Source organism: Jidongwangia harbinensis, from assembly GCF_020216025.1.
GTDB classification, from domain to species: Bacteria; Actinomycetota; Actinomycetes; order Mycobacteriales; family Micromonosporaceae; genus Actinoplanes; species Actinoplanes harbinensis.
Genome location: NZ_JAIWNC010000002.1, coordinates 81,980 through 100,722, shown reverse-complemented (window position 1 = coordinate 100,722; position 18,743 = coordinate 81,980). Strand labels below are relative to the sequence as shown.

At 73.9% G+C, this 18,743-nt stretch carries 16 protein-coding genes; 3 read left to right on the top strand and 13 right to left on the bottom strand.

The genetic code is table 11. The features are described from left to right. Nucleotides 1–13: 13 nt before the first annotated feature. Genes LDL48_RS03005 through LDL48_RS02995 form a run of 3 tightly spaced genes read right to left on the bottom strand, consistent with a single transcriptional unit; the run spans nucleotide 14 to nucleotide 1,706 of the window. The gene (locus LDL48_RS03005) at nucleotides 14–1,015 is read right to left on the bottom strand and encodes a hypothetical protein (RefSeq protein ID WP_225253405.1); all 1,002 of its coding nucleotides are present in this window, start codon (nucleotides 1,013–1,015) and stop codon (nucleotides 14–16) included. Next, nucleotides 1,012–1,326 carry a type VII secretion target gene (locus LDL48_RS03000; RefSeq protein WP_225253403.1) on the bottom strand — a complete coding sequence of 105 codons (315 nt, stop codon included), beginning with the start codon at nucleotides 1,324–1,326 and terminating at the stop codon, nucleotides 1,012–1,014. Before LDL48_RS03000 ends, LDL48_RS03005 begins: the two co-directional genes overlap by 4 nt. Next, nucleotides 1,323–1,706 carry a YbaB/EbfC family nucleoid-associated protein gene (locus LDL48_RS02995; RefSeq protein ID WP_225253402.1) on the bottom strand — a complete coding sequence of 128 codons (384 nt, stop codon included), beginning with the start codon at nucleotides 1,704–1,706 and terminating at the stop codon, nucleotides 1,323–1,325. Before LDL48_RS02995 ends, LDL48_RS03000 begins: the two co-directional genes overlap by 4 nt. 143 nt (nucleotides 1,707–1,849) lie before the next feature. Here LDL48_RS02995 and LDL48_RS02990 point away from each other — a divergent pair, with 143 nt between their 5' ends. The 3 genes from LDL48_RS02990 (at nucleotide 1,850) to LDL48_RS02980 (ending at nucleotide 7,148) form a co-directional block, all read left to right on the top strand. Next, complete coding sequence (locus tag LDL48_RS02990) at nucleotides 1,850–3,286, top strand: TldD/PmbA family protein (protein WP_225253401.1); 1,437 nt, start codon at nucleotides 1,850–1,852, stop codon at nucleotides 3,284–3,286. Further along, nucleotides 3,283–4,668, top strand: coding sequence for a metallopeptidase TldD-related protein (locus tag LDL48_RS02985; RefSeq protein ID WP_225253400.1), 1,386 nt, complete (start codon nucleotides 3,283–3,285; stop codon nucleotides 4,666–4,668). The genes LDL48_RS02990 and LDL48_RS02985 overlap by 4 nt, the downstream gene beginning before the upstream one ends. Before the next feature lie 71 nt (nucleotides 4,669–4,739). Then, on the top strand, nucleotides 4,740–7,148 hold the full coding sequence (locus tag LDL48_RS02980; protein ID WP_225253399.1) for a glycoside hydrolase family 32 protein: 2,409 nt from the start codon (nucleotides 4,740–4,742) through the stop codon (nucleotides 7,146–7,148). A gap of 113 nt (nucleotides 7,149–7,261) precedes the next feature. Here LDL48_RS02980 and LDL48_RS02975 read toward each other — a convergent pair whose 3' ends face one another. The 10 genes from LDL48_RS02975 to LDL48_RS02930 form a co-directional block, all read right to left on the bottom strand. Continuing rightward, on the bottom strand, nucleotides 7,262–8,662 hold the full coding sequence (locus LDL48_RS02975; RefSeq protein ID WP_225253398.1) for an NAD(P)/FAD-dependent oxidoreductase: 1,401 nt from the start codon (nucleotides 8,660–8,662) through the stop codon (nucleotides 7,262–7,264). A 24-nt stretch (nucleotides 8,663–8,686) separates the two neighbouring features. Beyond that, on the bottom strand, nucleotides 8,687–9,448 hold the full coding sequence (locus LDL48_RS02970) for a helix-turn-helix domain-containing protein (RefSeq protein WP_225253397.1): 762 nt from the start codon (nucleotides 9,446–9,448) through the stop codon (nucleotides 8,687–8,689). A gap of 190 nt (nucleotides 9,449–9,638) precedes the next feature. Beyond that, entirely contained in the window at nucleotides 9,639–10,037 is a 399-nt protein-coding gene (locus LDL48_RS02965) for a nuclear transport factor 2 family protein (RefSeq protein WP_225253396.1), read from the bottom strand. Nucleotides 10,038–10,054: 17 nt separating this feature from the next. Then, nucleotides 10,055–11,242, bottom strand: a complete 1,188-nt coding sequence (locus LDL48_RS02960) for a cytochrome P450 (RefSeq protein WP_225253395.1) — start codon at nucleotides 11,240–11,242, stop codon at nucleotides 10,055–10,057. Then, complete coding sequence (locus LDL48_RS02955; RefSeq protein WP_225253394.1) at nucleotides 11,236–12,606, bottom strand: amidase; 1,371 nt, start codon at nucleotides 12,604–12,606, stop codon at nucleotides 11,236–11,238. Before LDL48_RS02955 ends, LDL48_RS02960 begins: the two co-directional genes overlap by 7 nt. After that, nucleotides 12,603–13,502: a ScbA/BarX family gamma-butyrolactone biosynthesis protein gene (locus LDL48_RS02950; RefSeq protein WP_225253393.1), complete on the bottom strand. Its 900-nt coding sequence runs from the start codon at nucleotides 13,500–13,502 to the stop codon at nucleotides 12,603–12,605. Before LDL48_RS02950 ends, LDL48_RS02955 begins: the two co-directional genes overlap by 4 nt. Beyond that, nucleotides 13,493–15,445 carry a beta-galactosidase gene (locus LDL48_RS02945; RefSeq protein WP_225253392.1) on the bottom strand — a complete coding sequence of 651 codons (1,953 nt, stop codon included), beginning with the start codon at nucleotides 15,443–15,445 and terminating at the stop codon, nucleotides 13,493–13,495. Before LDL48_RS02945 ends, LDL48_RS02950 begins: the two co-directional genes overlap by 10 nt. Then, nucleotides 15,442–16,464, bottom strand: coding sequence for a zinc-dependent alcohol dehydrogenase (locus LDL48_RS02940; protein WP_225253391.1), 1,023 nt, complete (start codon nucleotides 16,462–16,464; stop codon nucleotides 15,442–15,444). The genes LDL48_RS02945 and LDL48_RS02940 overlap by 4 nt, the downstream gene beginning before the upstream one ends. After that, nucleotides 16,461–17,414: an inositol monophosphatase family protein gene (locus LDL48_RS02935; protein ID WP_225253390.1), complete on the bottom strand. Its 954-nt coding sequence runs from the start codon at nucleotides 17,412–17,414 to the stop codon at nucleotides 16,461–16,463. Before LDL48_RS02935 ends, LDL48_RS02940 begins: the two co-directional genes overlap by 4 nt. Beyond that, nucleotides 17,411–18,673, bottom strand: a complete 1,263-nt coding sequence (locus LDL48_RS02930; RefSeq protein WP_225253389.1) for an aspartate aminotransferase family protein — start codon at nucleotides 18,671–18,673, stop codon at nucleotides 17,411–17,413. Before LDL48_RS02930 ends, LDL48_RS02935 begins: the two co-directional genes overlap by 4 nt. Nucleotides 18,674–18,743 lie beyond the last annotated feature (70 nt).

Sequence of the window (18,743 nt, the reverse complement as noted above, 5' to 3'; positions counted from 1 at the left end):
GGTGGCGTCTCCGTCAGAGCGGAAGGTCGATGGGACTCGGCGACGGGTTGTCACCGGACAGCGTAGAGCCTGTCGATCCGCTGTTCTGCGCGCCGTTGGTCTGGCTGGCACTCCGCGCGGTTTCCACCACGACCTTGTCGACCGGGCCGTACACCGAGACGTGCCCCTGGCCCAGCACGCCGTACGCCTCCCGGAAGCCGGTCAGGCCGGAGCGGGCCGGTCCCGCGGCCTCCAACCGGAACGCCTCCAGCCGCAGCACGTTGCGGTTGGCCTGGCCGATCTGCTCCAGCAGGCCACCCATCTGCCGGGTGAACACGCCCATCTCCCGGATCGCCGCGAACAACCGCTTGAGGATGCCGAGGATCTTGGTGCTGGTCTTGGCGACCAGGATCGCCACCTCGGCGGCCACCTTCGGGATGAGCACCACGGTGAGGGCCTGCAGCGCCTTCGAGATGCAGGCGCCGACGACCTCGGCGACGATGTCGCGGATCGTGTTGCGCACGACGCCGACCATCGCGCCGACGATCGTGGTCGCCTTGGCCATGCCGTCGGCGATCTTGCCGAGGGCCTGCACCGACTCCGCGTGTCCGCGGGCCCGCCGCCGGTACGCCTCGGCGGACTGCGCGGCCCACGCGGCGGTGCTGCGGTTGACCTCGTCGGCGAAGAAGTCCGTGGCGTCGTAGATCCGCTGCTCGATGTTGTACCAGGTCTTCGCGTGGCCCTCGATCGCCTTGGGGTCACCCATCAGCTTGTCGAGCGGCTCGCGCAGGAAGCTGACGTGTTCCATCAACCAGCCGACGCCGGCCGCGAACACCGCCTGCAGCGGATCCATCACGGCGCCGATCAACGACAGGCCGGTGGCCACCGCGTTGCCCCCGGCGCCCAGCCAGTCCCGGTGCGCCATACTGTCCACCAGGCCGCTCGCGGACTCGAAGATGCCGGCGCCTTCGTACCCCTTGGTGGCGCTCTCCGGCGCGATCAGGCCGGGCCGGCCGACGAACGCGTCGCTGGTCACGAGCCGGCCTGGCGGATCTGCAACGCCGCTGCCCGGTCGGTGGTGTCGGCGTCCGCCGCGACCGCGCGGAGCAGGTCGGCCAGGTGGGCGGTGGCGTCGGCACCCTGGCGCAGCTCCCGCAGGGCCCAGTCCTGGGCCGGATTGATCAGGGGTACGAACAGCCGGCCGCACCATTCGCCATACACCTCGTCGTGCAGGTCGAGGTAGCCGGCGGCGGACGCGGCCTCACCGCACATCGCGGCGGCGTCGTCCACCATCCGGGCGTGGCCGCGCAGCGCCTGGGTGTCGATCCGGACGTCCGGCTGGGTCATCGCGGGCTCCGCTCGTCGTCCGGGGGCTCGGGGAACTGCTCGGCGTAGGCGCCCGCGATGAACACCGCGGTGTCGGAGTCGGCACCGTACAGGCCGCCGACCAGCTCGGCCATCCGTTGCGCCATGACCGCCTGCGCGCGGCGGCTGGTCGCCACGATGATCTCCGCCAGTTCGCCGGGCGGCAGCCGCATGGCCCGTTCGCCGAGGCGCAGGCCGGACAGCCCGCCCGAGTGGTCGACGGTCACCGCCGCCTCGCCGCCGGGCGACTCGGCCGTCGCCGTCGTCTCCTGCATCCGGCGGCTCAGCTCCGTGGTCAGCGCGGTCTGCTGCCCGACGCGGCGTTCCCAGTCGGTGATCAGCTCTTCCGGATCCAGCGGCACGGCCTCCCCCTCGGCTCGGCCGCCGAGTGTAGACGACATCGATTCCGCCCGAGGGCCCGTTGTCCACAGGGGAACGCCCGACCGTGTCGATCTCGGTTAATCTGCGTCGACAGCCCGGCCGAGGAGGAGGGAGGGCCCCGGACATGTCCCACTTCGACGAGGCACAGGCCGCGGTCGAGGCCGCCCTCGCGGCCGGCGCCCGCTATGCCGACGCCCGGGTGCTGCACCGGCGCACCGAGTCGATGCAGGCCCGCGACGGCGACGTCGAGCGGCTGGAGCGCGGCGAGAGCGCCGGTGTCGGGGTCCGCGCGCTGGTCGGCTCCGGCTGGGGGTTCCAGGCCGTCGGCGAGCTGTCCACCGCGGCCGCCCGCCGGGCCGGGAGCGCGGCGGCGGCCATCGCCCGGGCGTCCGCGACCCTCGGCGGCCCGCCGGTCGACCTGATCACCACGCCGCCCCGGGTCGGCTCGTGGGCCAGCGGCTGCGCGGTCGACCCGGCGACCGTGCCGCTGTCCACCAAGGGCGACCTGCTGGCCGGCGTCACCGCGGCGTCCCGGGCCGGCGGCGCGGACGTGGCCGAGGCGACCTATCAGACCTGGGACACCCGGAGCTGGTTCGTCTCCTCCGAGGGCCACCGCATCGACCAGCACATCCGCGAGTGCGGCGCGGGCATGTCGGCCACCGCGGTCGGTGACTCCCAGACCCAGCGCCGGTCCTACCCGTCCGCGTTCGGGCGGTACGGCACCCGCGGCTGGGACCTCGTCACCGAGCTCGACCTGCCGGCCCACGCGGAACGGATCGCCGAGGAGGCCCGTGCGCTGCTCACCGCGCCGCTCTGCCCGGCCGGCGAGACCACGCTCATCCTCGGCGGGGAACAGATGTCCCTGCAGATCCACGAGTCGGTCGGGCACGCCATCGAGCTGGACCGGATCCTGGGCTGGGAGGCCGCGTTCGCCGGCACGTCCTGGCTGGAGCTGGGCCGGCTGGGGTCGCTGCGCTTCGGCGCGCCGCTGATGAACATCACCATCGACCCGACCATCCCCGGTGCGGTCGGCTCGTTCGGCTACGACGACGAGGGGTCGCCGGCCATCGCCCGGGACGCGGTGCGCGACGGCATCTGGGTGGGTGTGCTCGCCGGACGCGACTCCGCGCGGGCGGCCGGCCTGGACTACGCCGGCAACGTGCGGGCGGACGGCTTCGCCCGGCTGCCGATGGTCCGGATGAGCAACGTGGGCCTGGAGCCCGGCCCGCACACGCTGGAGGAGATCATCGCGGCGACCGACGACGGGATCCTGATGGAGACGAACCGGTCGTACTCGATCGACGACCGGCGGCTGAACTTCCAGTTCGGCACGGAGATCGGATACGAGGTGAAGAACGGCCGGCTGGGCCGGATGCTGCGCAACCCCACGTACACCGGCATCTCACCGCGGTTCTGGGCGTCGATGGACATGCTGTCCTCCGAGATCGTCCCGTACGGTCTGCCGATCTGCGGCAAGGGCCAGCCGCTCCAGCTCGCCCGGCCGGGCCACCCGGCCGCGCCGGCCCGGTTCCGCAACGTCCGGGTCGGAGTGCGCGGATGAGGCCGGCCGACGTCGCCGCCCGCACCCTCGACCTGGTCCGCGCCGCGGCCGGACCGGCGGCCGAGGCCGAGGTCGCGGTGGACCGCCGGCGGACCGCGCTGACCCGGTTCGCCGCGTCGGCCGTGCACCAGAACGTCGCCGACGACACCACCACGGTCCGCCTGCAACTGCATCTCGGCGGCCGCACCACGATCGTGCAGGGCACCGCGACCGGCGCCGCCGGGCTGCGGGCGCTGGTCGACGACGCGGTCGCCACCGCCGCCGCGGCCCCGGTCGACGCCACCTGGCCGGGTCTGGCCCGGCCGGGCCCGCCGTCCGGCGGCCGCACCGCCCGGCGGTCCGCCGAGGACGACGACCCGGTGGCGCGCGCCGGGCAGGTCCGCGCGTTCGTCGCCGCGCTGGACGGACTGCCCGGCGCCGGCTTCTGCAGCACCCGGCACCACACCGCGGCGTACGCGAACACCGCCGGCCGGTTCGTGGCCGGCACCGACACCCAGGCCACGCTGGACGGCGTCGCCCGCTGCGGCACGGCCGAGGGGGTGGCCCGCGCGTCGTCGTCCAGTCTGGCCGGCCTGGACGGCGCGCGGCTCGGCGCCCGGGCCGCGGCCAAGGCGCGGGCCGGCACCGACCCGGTCGACCTGGCCCCCGGCCGATACCAGGTGGTGCTGGAGCCGACCGCGGTGGCCGACGTGCTGTGGCTGCTCGGCTACTTCGGCTTCGACGGGCGGGCCTACACCCGGGGTTCCTCGTTCGCCGAGCCGGGTGCCCGCCAGTTCGACCCGGCGATCACCATCGTCGACGACCCGGTCGGCCCGGACTCGCTCGGCCTTCCGTTCGACGTCGAAGGCACCGGGCGGCGCCGGCTCGACCTGGTCACCGCCGGGGTGACCCGGGGCGTGGTGCACAACCGGCGCACCGCCCGCAGCGCGGGCGCGGACGCCACCGGGCACGCCGACACCGACATCCCGCTCAGCGGCGGCGTCGCCACGGCACACCTGCACCTGCTGCCGGCCGGCCCGCGGTGCGCCGCCGTACCCGAGGTGGACGGGCCGGCCGCCGACGCCGCGGTCGCCGACCTGGTCGGCGCGGTCACCGACGGCCTGCTGGTGACCGACCACTTCTACACCAGAGCGCTCGATCCGCGCGCCGTCGTGGTCACCGGGCTGACCCGCAACGGCCTGTGGCGGATCGAGGGCGGCCGGGTCACCGCGCCGGTCCGCAACCTCCGATTCACCCAGTCCTACCTGCGGGCGCTGGCGCCCGGCGCGGTGCTCGGTGTCGGCCGGCACGCGGTGGACGTACCGGCCGGCCTGACCGCGGTGGTGCGCGCACCGGCCCTGCACCTGGCCGAGTGGAACTACACCGGCGGCTCCGACGGGTGACGCTTGTCCATTGATGTTCGACTATGGAAGCCTGTGTTCCAGGTCACCATCATCGAGCGTTCGAGGTGGACATGACGAAACATCCGCGCGTCGCCACGGTCCTGATCCTGCTGCTGTCCGCCGTGGTCGTCGCGGTGACCGGGCGTGCCGCCGGCGCCGGAACCCCGGCCGGCTACCCCGAGTTCCCCTACCCGCCGACCGGCTACGACGAGCCGCACCGCGGCCAGTTCCACTTCAGCTCGCGGGCCGGCTGGCTCAACGACCCCAACGGCTCCTTCTGGTACCGCGGCGTCTACCACCTCTTCTACCAGCACAACCCGCACGGGCTGGCCTGGGACACCATGCACTGGGGACACGCCACCAGCACCGACCTGGTGCACTGGACCCAGAAGCCGGTCGCGCTGGAGCCCGGGGTGCACGCCGGCGACCTGTGGTCCGGCAACGGCGTGGTCGACACCGCCAACGTCTCCGGGCTCAAGACCGGCGCGGACGACCCGATCCTGGTCTTCTCCGGCACCAACGGCGCCACCGTGCACTACAGCACGGACGGCGCCCGGACCTTCCGCAGCTACGCCGGCGGCCGCAAGGTCGCCGTGCCCGCCGGCACCAGCCGCGACCCGAAGGTGTTCTGGCACGCACCGACCCGGCGCTGGGTCATGGTGCTGTGGTCCGACGGCGGCGGCAACGGCGCCGACTTCTACACCTCCCCGGACCTGCTGACCTGGACCCACCGCAGCCGGTTCGCGGCCGACTGGTTCTTCGAGTGTCCCGACATGTTCGAGCTGCCGGTCGACGGCGACCCCGCCCGGCGCACCTGGGTGCTGACCGACGCCGGCGGCGAGTACGTGCTCGGCGACTTCGACGGCGCCACGTTCACCCCGCGCTCGGCCGTGCACCGGACGGACCACGGCGCGAACCATCCCGGCGGCACGTTCTACGCCGCGCAGACGTTCCTCGGCGACCCGCACGGACGGGTGGTGCAGACCGCCTGGCAGCCCGGCAACCGCGGCACCACCTGGACCGGCAACCTGACGTTCCCGGCCGAACTCGGGCTCCGCACGTTCGCCGAAGGAGTCCGGCTCACCCGCAACCCGGTCGCCGAGATCTCCTCGCTCTACGGCGCCGGCGCCACGTTCGCGAACCGCACCGTCAGCCCGTCCGACCCGCTGCGCCCGGGCACCGGCGACACCTACCAGATCACCGCCGAATTCGACACCACCACGGCCACCGCGGCGCGGTTCGGCCTCAAACTGCACACCAGAGCCGACGGTACGTACGACCGCGCGGTCACCTACGACACGGCGGCCCACACGCTGTACGGTGCACCGCTCCCCCCGGTCGACGGCCGGGTCCGGATGCGGGTGCTGGTCGATCGTGGCCAGCTGGAGGTGTTCGGCGCCGACGGCAAGCTGTCGGTCAGCGACAACGTGGCCTTCGACTCGTCGCCCGGCAGCCAGGGCATCGAGGTGTTCGCCGAGGGCGGATCGGTACGCCTCGTCTCGCTCCGGCTCGACCGGCTGCGGACCGCGTGGGGCACCGGTGAGCCCACCCTCGACACCAACCTCGGCGGCACGTTCACCGACGCCGGCGGCGCCTGGACCGACGTCACCGACGGCAAGCAGGGCCAGGCCACCGGCGACGCGTTCTACCTCAACTCGGCCACCGGCGCCTCCTTCACCTACTCCGGCGACCTCCGGATCGACCGCGGCGATGCGGCCGGGCTCACGTTCCGGGCCAGCGCGGACGGCAGCCGGCACTACACCGCCACGCTGGACACCGGCGGCGTGGTCAAACTGTGGCGCCCCGGCCGGGTCATCGCCAGCCACGCCACCCCGATCACCCCCGGCCACACCCACCACCTCGAGGTGCGCGCCGAGGGCAGCCGGCTGCGGGTGTACCTCGACCACGCGACCACCCCCGTCATCGACGCGACCGACACCACGTACGCCTCCGGCCGCTTCGGCGCCAACGTCTTCCACGGCACGGCGGTGATCGACAACCTGACCGTGAACGCGACCGGCCTCACCACGAACCTGGCCGGGCCGTGGCGACCGGTCGGCGGCACCTGGACCGCACCGGGCACCGGCGTGCACGCCCGGGGGCCCGGCGACACCTTCTATCTGAGCACCACCAGCGGCACCGACTTCACCTACGCCGGCGACGTGACCGCGCTCAACGGCGTCGCGGCGGCACTGACGTTCCGGGCGAACGCGGACGCGACCCGGCACTACACCGCGAACATCGACACCACCGGCGTGGTCAAACTGTGGCGGCCGGGGCGCGACATCGCCACGTACCCGACGCCGATCGTGCCCGGCCGCCCGTACCGCCTGCAGGTGGTGGCGCGGGGCCCGGACCTCCGGGTGCACCTGGACGGCGCCGAGGTGATCCGGGCGACCGACGATGCGTACCCGAGCGGGTTGTTCGGCCTGAACGCCTACGCCGGCACGGCGACCTTCCAGAACGTGACGGTCCAATGACCCCGGAACGTCGCTGCTGTCCATGATCGACGGACGGGAAGCGGGCGGGCGCGCGGTGCCGGGCGCCTGGACTGGCGGGTCGCCTGTTCCGGCCGCGGGGCGTCCACCAGGACCTACCACGACCGCCCCGGACGGCCCGCCGACGCAAGCTCCCCCGTCGTGAACGGCGGCTCGGCGGGCGGTTCGGCCCGCGGGCCGCGCGCCGTGGCCAGCAGCATCCGGGGGCTGAGCAGGCGGCCGGCCGGCGCGGACAGGCTGAACACCCGGACGAGTTCGGCGGCGACCGACGGGCGGTCCAGCGCGGTCCGGAACAGGCGGTTCTGGTAGCGCCAGAGGATCCGGTCGGCGGGCGACGGAGTCGCGCCGCGGACGTCGGGGAAGCGGACGTCGGAGCCGGCGGCGTGGTTCCAGCCCTCGTCGGCGGCGGCGCACACGGCCCGCTGCACGGTGGCCGCCAGGCCGGGGCCGAGGCCGTGCCGGTCGAGTTCGCGGCGCAGCACGGCGGCCTGCTTGGCGGCGACGGACATGCCGTGGCCGTACACCGGGTTGTAGGCGGCCACCGCGTCGCCGAGCACGATCAGGCCGCGCGGCCACCGGGCGGCACGGTCGAAGCGGCGGCGGCGGTTCGCGGTGCTGTTCGTGACGCGCACGCCGCCGAGGGGTTCGGCGTCCGCGATCAGGTCGCCCACGACGGGGTGGCGCATGCCGCGGGCGAACGCGACGAACCGCTCCTGTCCGGCCGGTGGTTCGCCGCCGCGGGTGCCGGACAGCGTGACCAGCCACCGGCCGCCCTCGATCGGCATGAGCGCCGCGGTCTGCCCGGGTCCGGGACGGGACGGGTCGGCCTGGACGTTGACGATCGGGAAGTCCCGCGCCGCCCCCGGCGGGGCCCGGAACACCCGGGTGGCGTAGCGCAGCCCGGAGTCCACGTCGTCCTGCGGTACCGGCGCGGCACCGAGTTCGGCCAGCCAGTGCGGCATCCGGGAGCCGCGGCCGGTGGCGTCGACGACCAGGTCGGCGGGGCGTACGTCGTCGGCGCCGTCCCGGCTGGTCCGCACGCCCGTGACGTGGCCGGCGTCCCCGGTCAGGCCGGTGGCCCGGGTGCCGTCGAGCAGGTGCACGTTCGGCAGGGCGCGGACCCGTTCCCGGACCACGTGGTCCAGCAGGGCCCGGCTGCAGCTGATCACGTACTCTCCGGTCTCCCACCGCCGGAGCCAGCCCTGCGGGAGCAGCATCACGTAGCCGTCCGGCAGGCCGAGGCGGTGTGCGCCGGCGGCCTGCCAGGCCGCCGTGGTGCCGGGCAGCAGCGACTCGACGATCCGGGCTCCGCTGGACATCAGCACGTGGGCGTGGTGGCCCTGGGGCAGGCCGCGGCGGTCCGCCGGCCCGGCGGGCAGGTCGTCCCGTTCGACGACGGTGACGCCGCCGATCTCGGGGTGGGTGGCGAGGGCGGCGGCGGCGAGCATGCCCGCCAGTCCCCCGCCGAGGACGACGGCCTGGTTGACGCGGTGCATGGGGTCTCCCTCCGCGGTGCGGGGTCAGAGCGGTTCGATCTTCTCGGCGAGTTCCGCGGAGATCCGCAGCAGTTCGCGCAACGCCTCGCCGGAGTGGGCCTCCATCCACGGCGCGGGCGCGGTGAGGCACACGGCGCCGGCCAGGTGGCGGTACCGGCGCAGCGGCACGGTCACGGTCTGCCAGCCGGCGACCGGGGACGGGCCGAAGCAGTAGCCGTTCGCCCGGATGGTGGCGACGGCCGGGTCGGCGGTGCGGGCGTCGACGAGGCCGGCCAGCATGACCCGCCCGGGTGCGTCGACCGACAGCGGCGCGCAGAACAGGATGTCGGAGGTGAGCTGGCGTTCCGCGTCGCCGAGCAGTTCGTCGTGCTTGGGGGCGAAGTAGGCGAGGCAGTACCGCATCGGGGTGTCCAGCATCAGCGGGACGTACAGCAGCACGGTCTGCCCGGTCGCCTTCTGCAGGGCGGCGAGCAGCAGCCGGGTACGCCGGGACAGCGCCAGCATCGATCCCGCGCCCTTCTGCACCGGCAGCGTCGGTGCCGGCGGTTCGGCGGTAGCCGCTTCCCCGGCGCGGCTGACCAGGGAGTAGCGGCCGCGGTCGGTCTTCGACACGGTGCCGACGCGGATCGCCGACTGGAGGATCCGGTGTGCCGTGGACGGCTCCAGCCCGGCCTGCGCGGCGACGTCGCGCAGGCGGTGCGGCCCCGGTCCCAGTGCGGCCAGCGCGTCGAGCAGCAGGAAGGCGCGATCATTGGCGGTACGGGCGGAGTGGGCTACGATCGTCACGCTTTTCTCCCCGTCGTCGAGAATTCGATCGGGCCGCCCCGGCACACCTTTCCTGTGCCATTCCGGCATGCCGGGGCGCAATTCCTTCCTGCACTTTAGGTAAAGAAAGTTGTCGATGACAGTAGCGCTACCAATGCGCGTCGTGCCAGCCTTTCGGACATCTCGTGATCATCACCGCAGGTAACGATTCCTAGAACATTCCGTTGGGTACGCTCGACGGCTCGGGAACCGGCTGCTCGACATCCCAGTGCTCGACGATTCTGCCGTTTTCCAGCCGCCACAGGTCGACCACCGCCAGGCCCGGCCCGTCGTCCGCGGCCAGCGTCATGTGGTGGTGCACGGCAACGTGGTCGCCGTCCGCGAGGACGAGCTTGATGTGCGAGGTGCCGCCGAAGAACGCGGCCTCCGCCAGGTGATCCAGGTAGGCCCGCCGGCCGGACGGCGCGCCCGGACTGTGCTGGACGAAGTCCTCGCCGACGACCTCCGCCAGTCCGGTCAGGTCACGGTGCGTGAAGAACTGTTCGTAGCAGCGCAGGATAATCTCCTTGTTGCGGGTCGCGCGGTCGGTTGCGGAATCGGTGGCGGTCATCGGGGTTCTCCTTTCGGTCACCACGTCACCGGCAGTTGCCGGAGGCCGTGGAAATCCATGGACTCCTTGATCTGCGGCTCTCCCGGAACCGTGGTCAGGCGCAGTCCGGGGAGCCGGTGGAACAGCCGCGACAACGCCGACTCCAGCGTCACCCGGGCCAGCAGGTGACCGATGCACTGATGCGCGCCGAAGCCGAACGCGACGTGCCGGCCGGCGTCGGCGCGGCGCAGGTCGAGCCGGTCGGGACGGTCGAACCGGCCGGGATCGCGGTTGGCCGCGGGCAGGCTCAGCACCAGCCCCTCGCCGGCCCGGACGACCTGACCGCCGACGGTCACGTCGGCCGTGGCGACCCGCGCCACGCCGAGCTGGATGATGCTGTGAAATCGCAGCAGCTCGTCCACGGCGGTGCGGTCCAGGGTGCCGCCGGCCGCCAGCCGGGCCCGTTCCGCCTCGTCGCCCAGCAGGCTGTACGCGCTCAGCGCCAGCTGACTCGCCGTGGTGTCGTGCCCGGCGCCGAGCAGCAGCGCCAGGTTGTACACGGCGTCCGGCTCGGACAGTTCCCCGGCCGCCACCGGCCCGGACATCAGCCGGCTGATCAGGTCGTCCCGCGGCCGGGCGGCGCGCTCCCGGACCAGGCCGTGCAGCAACGACGCGATCGCGGTGCCGGCCGCCCGCTTCGCCGGCTCCGGCCGGGCGCCGTCGGTGAGCACCTCGGTGAGGTGCTCGAACTCGTCGTGCAGCCGGTACGGGACGCCGAGCACCCGGCAGATCACCCGGGACGACACCGGCAGGGCGTACCCGCTGACCAGATCCGCCGGTGCTCGGCCGCGGCCGAGCGCGGTGGCGCACTCGTCGGCGATGGCGTCGACGGCCGGGCCCAGCCGCCGGACCGCGGCGGGCGCGAACTCCGCCGCGAGCAGCCGCCGCAGCCGGCCGTGTTCCGGGTCGTCCAGCCCGATGAACGTCCGGTTCAGTGGCGGCGTCTCCACCGCGGCGCCGAACCGCGGATAACCGTCCCGGGTGGAGTCCGAACTCAGCCGCGGATCGCGGAGCAGCCGGCGGACGTCGTCGTACCGGGTGACCAGCCACGCGGGGCAGCCGCTCGGCAGCACGATCCGGGTGGCCGGGGCCTCGGCGCGCCACCGGGCGTACTCCGGCGGCGGGTGCAGCGGTTCGGCGCGGGCCGCCGGATACGGCCTCAACACGGCACCACCGGCGGGTCGACCGGCCCGGCCGGCATCGCGTCCCGGGTCAGTTCGACGTCCCGGCCGGTACGCAGCAGCGCGACGTCGCTGCCGGGCGGCCCGACCAGTTGCAGCCCGACCGGGTGCCCGGCCGCGGTCCGGCCGCACGGCACGGTCAGCGCCGGGCAGCCGGCCATGGTGGCCAGCGTGGTCAGCGGCCACATCGCGGCGATGCCGGGCAGCAGGTCGGCTCCGGGGAACGGGTCCGGCCGCTCCGGCACCGGCCACGGCGGGCAGCCGAAGGTCGGCAGGATCAGCACGTCGTACCCGGTGAACATGGTCCCGATCCGGGCGGCGAAGCCGGCCCGGACCCGCTCGGCCCGCGCCACCTCGTCCGCGGTGACGGCCCGCCCGGCCGCCACCTCGGCGCGCACCGCCGGACCGAGCCGGTCGCCGTGCCGGTCGACCCGGGGACCGTGCCGGACCGCGGCACGATGCGCCAGCAACGTCAGGCAGGCCCGGTGCGCGTCGGCCACCGGCGGCGCGTACCCCTCGATCCGGTAGCCCAGCCCGGCCAGCCGCTGCACCGCGCGGGTGCAGATCGCCGCGATCTCCGGATCGGTCGGCACGGCACCGCCCAGGTCGGTGCTGAACGCCACCCGCCGCAGCGGTGCCGGCGGGCCGGAGGGCGCCTGCCCGGCGGGCCGCATGGCCCGCAGCAGCAGTTCCGCGTCGGCCACGTCGCGGGCGATCGGACCGTGCACGGTCAGGCCGGGCACCGGATCCCCGGCCGGCGGATCGCCGGCCGGGACCAGCCCGGGCGTCGGGCGCAGGCCGACCACGCCGCAGAACGCCGCCGGGATCCGGATCGAACCGGCGGTGTCCTCGCCGTGCGCGCACCACGCGGTGCCGGTGGCCACCGAGACGGCCGCTCCCCCGCTGGACGCGCCGCACGAGACCGCCGGGTCCCACGGGTTGCGGGTCCGCCCGAACAGGGTGTTCGCGGTGTCCGCGCCGGCCAGCAACTCCGGCACGTTGGTCTTGCCGACCACCAGCGCACCGGCCCGCTCGAGGCGCCGCACCAGCGGATCGGAGCGGCGCGCCACGGCGTCGCGGTACGGCGCCGAACCGTGGGTGGTGGGCAGCCCGGCCACGTCCACGACGTCCTTGACGGTGATCGGCAGCCCGGCGAGCGGCCCGGCCGGGGTACGCCGGCCGAGCGCCTCGCGGGCCCGGTCCAGCGCGACCGTGGTCACTGCGTTGACGTCCGGTTCCACCCGCCGCATCCGGTCGCCCGCCGCGTCCAGCGCGTCCCGGGCGGTGGCGCCGCCGCGGGCCAGGACGCCGACCAGGTCGCGGGCGGACAGGCCGGTCAGCCCGGTCATGCCGTCGGCCAGCTCGCCCGGGCGGCCAGCTTGTCGAACTGCCGCACCTCGGTGTGGAAGCCGTCCGCGCGGCGGTGCGCCGACACGTACACCGGGGCGTCCAGCTCGACGAACCGGAAGAACTGCAACGACAGGGCCAGCGGCAGGTGGTGCGGGTCGCCCGACTCGGCCACCACGGCCTGCCGCATCGCCTCGGTGAGCAGCATGCCGGGCGCGTGGTCGGTCGGGTTGTCGAAGAAGTTGGGGTGTTCCGGGTCGATGCGTACCCGGTAGAGCCCCGGCCCGGTGCCCGGGGCGATGACCACGTCCCGCTCCAGGGCGCGCCCGGCCCGGACCGGCTCCAGGCTGGGCGGCAGGTCCGCGCGGGACGGCGCGACCTCCTCCGGATCGCGGCCGCGGACCTTGAGGTACCGGTCGCCGGGCGGCACGACGGCCCGCCCGGAGCCCTCGGCGATCAGGTCGCCGCCGCGGTACAGCCGCAGGCCGAGCGTGGTCTGCATGATGCTCTGCCGGCCGGGTTCCTGCCGTGCGGTGGTGAGGACCGCGGTCACCTCGGTGGGGTCCGCGGTCACCTTCAGCCCGGAGCGGGCCACGGTGAACTCGACCGAGCGCATGATCTGCATGGTGGCGAGCGGGACGTCGTCCACCACGTGCGCGATCAGCAGCGCCGCCTGCCGGAACGTCTCCAGCACCAGCAGCGGGTCGTGCAGGTCGTGGTCGAGCAGCGTGTAGAAGCCGCCGAGGCGGGACCAGGCGGCGCCGGCGGTCAGCTCGGAGCCGTCCGCGTGCCAGTCGGTGATCAGGACCGTGGTGGTGTCGCCGCGGTCGACCAGGGCCCGGGGTACGAGCCTGTCGAACCTGATCTCGGCGGCGGTGCTGGGCTGCGTCAGTTCCATGACGTCTCCTCGGTGAGAGCGGACAGGGCGACGGCGGCGCTGGTCGGCGGGAACGGCGGAAGCTCGACGTCGGTGGTGGCCGCGGCGACCTCGAAGGCGGCGCCCGCCGACGGGGCACAGAGATAGGCGGCCCCGGCCGGGGCGAGTTCCACGGCGACGGTGCGGCCGGACACGGTGCGCCGGACGGTCACGCTCCGGTCGGCCGGGTTGAAGGCGAACAGTCCCATGGGTACGCCGTCCGCGTCCTCGTGCACGAAGACCACGCCCGGGTCGCTGTCCGGGTGCGCGTACCGCGGTGGCGGCAGCAGCCGGGGCAGCGTCTTCTGCACCACGGTGGTGGGCACCAGCACGTCGCCGATCTCGGACCAGCCGGGCCGGGCCCGTTCGGCGAGCACGAGCACCGTCCCGCCGCCGTCCCGGTGCCGGCGCAGCAGTGCGAGCAGGGCGGCGTCCGGTTCCTGCGCGCCCAGCGGCACCAGCCACACGTCGGCCGCGTGGTGATGCTCCGCGGACTGCTCGGTCAGCACGTCGACGCGGTACTGGTGACCGGTCATCAGCGCCACCGCGGCGTCGATCCCGGCCTGCAGGACCGCGGCGGCCGGGCCGTCCGCCTCGGTCCACGCGGCCGTGCCGGCCAGCACGTCCGGCACCAGCAGCGCGAGGTCCGCGCCGAACCGGGCACCGTGCGGCACCGACGGCTGCCGGACCAGGTCCCGCAGCGCGTGCAGGGCAAGCAGGTTGGCGCCGGTGCGGCCGTTCTCGTGCAGCGGCGCTCCCGGGCAGTACGGCGGCCCGTAGTCCGCCGGATCGCGCCCCTCCGAGCGCAGCCCGGCCGGGTCGAGGTCGATCTCCGGGCCCCAGTGCGCGGTCGCGCAGGCGGTGTAGACGCTGCACGAGCGGGAACCCAGACCGAGCGCGAGCAGGGCGTGGAACAACGCGGTGGTGGGCCGGGCGAACGACTCGTCGGTCCAGGTGAACCCCCAGTTGTCCTCGACGTTGCTGGACCGCCGGGCCCGTACGCCGAACCAGTGCGCGGCGAACGCGGACTCCGACCGGGCCGCGTTGCCCACCCAGCTGGTGTAGCCCTCGTCCAGTCCGAGCCCGGCGAGGCCGGCGGTGCGCAGCAGCCAGGAGGCGGCGCCGCCGGACGCGGTGAGGTCGGGCAGCGGCAGGTTGACCGTGGCGATCGCCCGGGTCGCCGGGGACAGTGCGTCGGCCAGGTCCCGGTACTGCTCGCGCAGCACCGCGCCGCCGTGCCGGGCCCACGCCGCGCGGACCGCGATCGGCCACTGCCGCGGTGCGGTGCGGGCGGCCTCGGCGAGCGCCGGTTCGGTGCGGCGCAGCGCCTCGGTGAAGGCCCGGACCGCCGGGGCCGAGAAGTCGTGGGCGGTGCACGGCTGGTTGGCGTCGCTGTAGACGCCCTCGTTGCCCAGTTGCACGGCGACCACCGGCCCGCGCGGTGCCAGGTTCGGCATCAGCACCTGCTCGTCGACCGCCCGCAGCCAGCGGCGCACCTGTCCGGCGTACCCCGCGCCGAACGTGCTGGGCAGGGCGAGCGCCTGCGAGGTGACCGGTCGCCCGGCCACGTCCAGGACCGCGGGCAGGGCCGGGTCGACGCTCGGGCTGACCCGGTCCGGCAGCCCGCCGAGCTGCACCTCACCGTGCACGAACGGACCCGGCTTGAGGACCGCCCGCAGTCCGTGCCCGGCGATCAGCCAGAGCAGTCGCAGCAGGTCGCGCTGCGGGTCGGTGGCACCGGCGAAGTCGTAGCCGTCGCCGGTCTCGTGGAAGCGCCACGGTACGTAGCAGGTGACCACGTCGACACCGGCGCGGGCCAGCGCGGCCAGGTTGGCGTCCCAGTGCTCGGGCAGCGCCCGGTAGTACGGGTACTCGCCGTACACGACGGGCCGGTCCAGGCCGAACGGGAACGGGGTGCGGCTCATGCGGCGGCCCCCGGCTTGACGACGACCTTCATCCCGGCGTACGCGGCGCCGGACCCGACGCCCAGCGCGGTCAGCGCCGCGTCGATCCGGTCCAGGCCGAAGTGGTGCGACACCAGTCCCTCCAGGGGCAGCCGGTGGGCGGTCCGCACGGCGCGGGCGAACAGCAGGCTGTTGTAGTCGCCCGCACCGACGATCCGCAGGCCGCGCTGGAGCAGTTCCAGCGGGCGTACCGTGGCGGTGGCCCGCTCGTCGAAGCCCATCACCACCACCCGGCCGAGGTCGGCGGCCAGCGCGCAGCCCTCGGCGAGCAGCGAACCGACCGTGTCGACGACCACGTCGGCGCTGCGCGGGGCGGCGTCGCCCGGTTCCCCGACGGCCACCGCGCACCCCGGCACGCCGTGCAGGAACGCCTCGGCGGCGTCGCGCCGGAACGGATCGGTCTCCAGCAGCCGGACCGGCGCGCCGTAGTGGTCGGCGAGCAGCGCGACCAGCGTGCCGATCGGGCCGCCGCCGAGGACCGCGACCCGGTCACCGGGCCGCAGGCCGGCCGCCTCCAGGTTGTTCATCACGCAGGCCAGCGGCTCGGCGAGCACGGCACGGTCGTACGGCATGTCGTCCGGCATCCGGTGCAGGAACCGCTCCTCCAGGCGCATGTACTCGGCGAACGCGCCGTCCCGGTCGATGCCGATCTCGGTGCCGGCCTTGTTCACGCAGAAGTTCAGCGTGCCGTTGCGGCACGGGTCGCACAGTCCGCAGTAGAGGGTCGGGTTGACGATCACCCGGTCGCCCGGTTTCACGGTGCTCACCCCGGCACCGGTCTCCACCACCTCCCCCACCGCCTCGTGCCCCATGACGACGCCCGGTTCGGCCGGGAACTTGCCCAGCAGCACGCCGCGGTCGGTGCCGCAGATGCCGGTCTGCTCCACCCGCAGCACCACGTCGTCCGGCGCGGAACAGGCCGGGCGGGGACGGTCGACCAGCTGCAGGGTGCGATCACCGCCCAGTACGAGAGCTTTCATCGGTCTCCTCCGGTTGTCGGCTGGTGCGTGAGGTCCCAGCGGATGGCGTCCAGCAGCGCCTCGTGCAGTTCCGGCGTGGACGCGGCGATGCAGGAGCGCTGGCTGGCCGGATCGACCGCCAGCAGGGGCATCGGGTCGAGCGACGCGCCGTACGCGTCGGTGACCGTCACCCCGGCGCGGCGGGCCAGGTAGACGCTCGCCGCGATGTCGTACGGGAACAGGTGCAGGATGTTGCCGCGCCCGGCGCGGCGGAAGTCCGCCTCGGTGCCGGGGTGGTCGCGCAGGATGCGGTTGCCGATGTCGACGTACGCGTCGAGCTGGCCGGTGACGATCCGGGTGATCGAGAACGAGGCGCTGCTGAACACGAACACCCCGCCGGTGTTGGCGGACGCGTCGACCAGGTGCCCGTAGGCGTCGGTCATCAGCCGCATCGGATGCCCGTTGAGTTCGAGGGACCAGAACATCCGGGTCAGGTCGCGGTTGCCGCTCAGCCGGGGCAGCCGTCCCGGATAGCCGTGGTACCGGACCGGCTCGGGCAGGGTGTCGTCGGCGTACATCCAGGCGCCGCTGTACAGCTCCAGCACGTGCGCCGCGGTCACGTCCCCGACCGTGGGCGGGGCGCCGCCGAACGGTGCGGCGGCGATCGACACCGTGCCCATCTCGAACCCCGCGGAGGTGGGCCGGGTGCCGTCGATCGGGTCCACCACCAGCACCGTCCGCGGGTCCGGGCCGGTGGTCCGCAGGCCGTGGTCCTCGGTGTAGACGGCGACCGGCGTACCGGCGTGCGCGGTGAGGTGGTCCCAGAGCGCCCGCTCGGCCACCCGGTCCACGTCGAACTGGGCGTCCCCGCCCGGCGAGTCGCCGTGCACCGACCGCTCGGCGCCGGCCAGGCGGTGCCGCACGACCACGTCCCGGACCGCCTGCGCGGCGCCCAGCAGCAGGTCCCTCACCGGGTCACCGCCGCCAGCACCGCGTCCAGCCGGTCGCAGATCTCGTCCGCCTGGTCCAGCGTCAGGATCAGCGGCGGCCGGATCTTGACCACGTTGCCGTGGCCGTACCGGGAGGTCCGCAGGATCAGGCCGTGGTCCAGGCCGCGGCGGGCGATCTCGTTGGTCAGCGCCACGGCGGGCGCACCGGCGGCGTCGACGATCTCGACCCCGATCATCAGCCCGACGCCCCGGACGTCACCGATGCAGTCGTGCCTGCGCTGCAGGTCGGCGAGCCGGTCCAGGATGTGCCGGCCGGTGGTCCGCACGTTGGCCAGGAACTCCGGCCGGCCGACGATGTCCAGGGTGGCGTTGGCGGCGGCCGCGGCCAGCAGGTTGGCGCCGTAGGTGAACGAATGGTGATGCGCCGGCAGCCCGGCCAGGCGGTCGTTGGTGAGGATCGCCGCGACCTGGGCGCCGCTGCCCCCGAGGCCCTTGCCGACGGTGATCGCGTCCGGCCGGACGCCGAAGTGGTCGGCGGCGAACATCCGCCCGGTGCGGCCGATCCCGGTCTGGATCTCGTCCAGGATCAGGGCGATCCCGTGCCGGTCGCAGAATTCCCGCATCCGGTTCAGATAGCCGTCCGGCGCGACGATGTTGCCGCCGTTTCCGGAAATCGGCTCCAGCACCACGGCGGCGACCTGACCACCACTCGCGTATTCCAGGAAGTCGTCCAGCCGGTCCACGCACATCAGCGCACAGGTGTCCCGGTGCTGGCCGTAGAAACACCGGAAACAGTACGGGTCGGGAACCTGCACCGAGCCCGGAAAAAGAATGGGAAAGGGCGCTTTCCGGAATGCGTTCCCGGACATCGACGTCATCATCATGGTCTGGCCCAGATGACTGCGGAACAACGTGATCACCTCGCGCCGCCCGGTGGCGACCTGGGCCATCTTGATCGCGCCCTCGTTGGCCTCCGATCCGCCGCCCACCTTGAGGTGCACCTTCGTCAGGTTCTCCGGGGAGCACGCGACCAGCCCGCGGATCAGGTCGTCGACCGGTTCACTGCGGAACGACGAGGTCAGGTGGACCAGCGACTCGGCCTGCTTCTGCACGGCCTCGACGACCGCCGGGTGGGAATACCCGAGGCTCAGGTTGAACGTGGCCGAGGCGCAGTCGAGGTAGGTGTTTCCCGCGTCGTCGTACAGGTATATTCCTTCGCCGCGTACCATTCTGGTGTCGCTGACCGGGTAATAGGTCATGTCGGCTACCGGGGCTCGCATCAGCACCTCTTATCGACGTCGGTCGACTGATGCCTCGATCGTGGTTAGCCCGGTACCCAGGGTCAACATT

What these genes read in the sequence shown, in the direction of transcription:
- LDL48_RS03000 (WP_225253403.1), bottom strand. Translation starts at nt 1,326, where the DNA reads ATGACCCAGCCGGACGTCCGGATCGACACCCAGGCGCTGCGCGGCCAC.
- LDL48_RS02990 (WP_225253401.1), top strand. Translation starts at nt 1,850, where the DNA reads ATGTCCCACTTCGACGAGGCACAGGCCGCGGTCGAGGCCGCCCTCGCG.
- LDL48_RS02985 (WP_225253400.1), top strand. Translation starts at nt 3,283, where the DNA reads ATGAGGCCGGCCGACGTCGCCGCCCGCACCCTCGACCTGGTCCGCGCC.
- LDL48_RS02980 (WP_225253399.1), top strand. Translation starts at nt 4,740, where the DNA reads ATGACGAAACATCCGCGCGTCGCCACGGTCCTGATCCTGCTGCTGTCC.
- LDL48_RS02975 (WP_225253398.1), bottom strand. Translation starts at nt 8,662, where the DNA reads ATGCACCGCGTCAACCAGGCCGTCGTCCTCGGCGGGGGACTGGCGGGC.
- LDL48_RS02965 (WP_225253396.1), bottom strand. Translation starts at nt 10,037, where the DNA reads ATGACCGCCACCGATTCCGCAACCGACCGCGCGACCCGCAACAAGGAG.
- LDL48_RS02955 (WP_225253394.1), bottom strand. Translation starts at nt 12,606, where the DNA reads ATGACCGGGCTGACCGGCCTGTCCGCCCGCGACCTGGTCGGCGTCCTG.
- LDL48_RS02950 (WP_225253393.1), bottom strand. Translation starts at nt 13,502, where the DNA reads ATGGAACTGACGCAGCCCAGCACCGCCGCCGAGATCAGGTTCGACAGG.
- LDL48_RS02945 (WP_225253392.1), bottom strand. Translation starts at nt 15,445, where the DNA reads ATGAGCCGCACCCCGTTCCCGTTCGGCCTGGACCGGCCCGTCGTGTAC.
- LDL48_RS02940 (WP_225253391.1), bottom strand. Translation starts at nt 16,464, where the DNA reads ATGAAAGCTCTCGTACTGGGCGGTGATCGCACCCTGCAGCTGGTCGAC.
- LDL48_RS02930 (WP_225253389.1), bottom strand. Translation starts at nt 18,673, where the DNA reads ATGCGAGCCCCGGTAGCCGACATGACCTATTACCCGGTCAGCGACACC.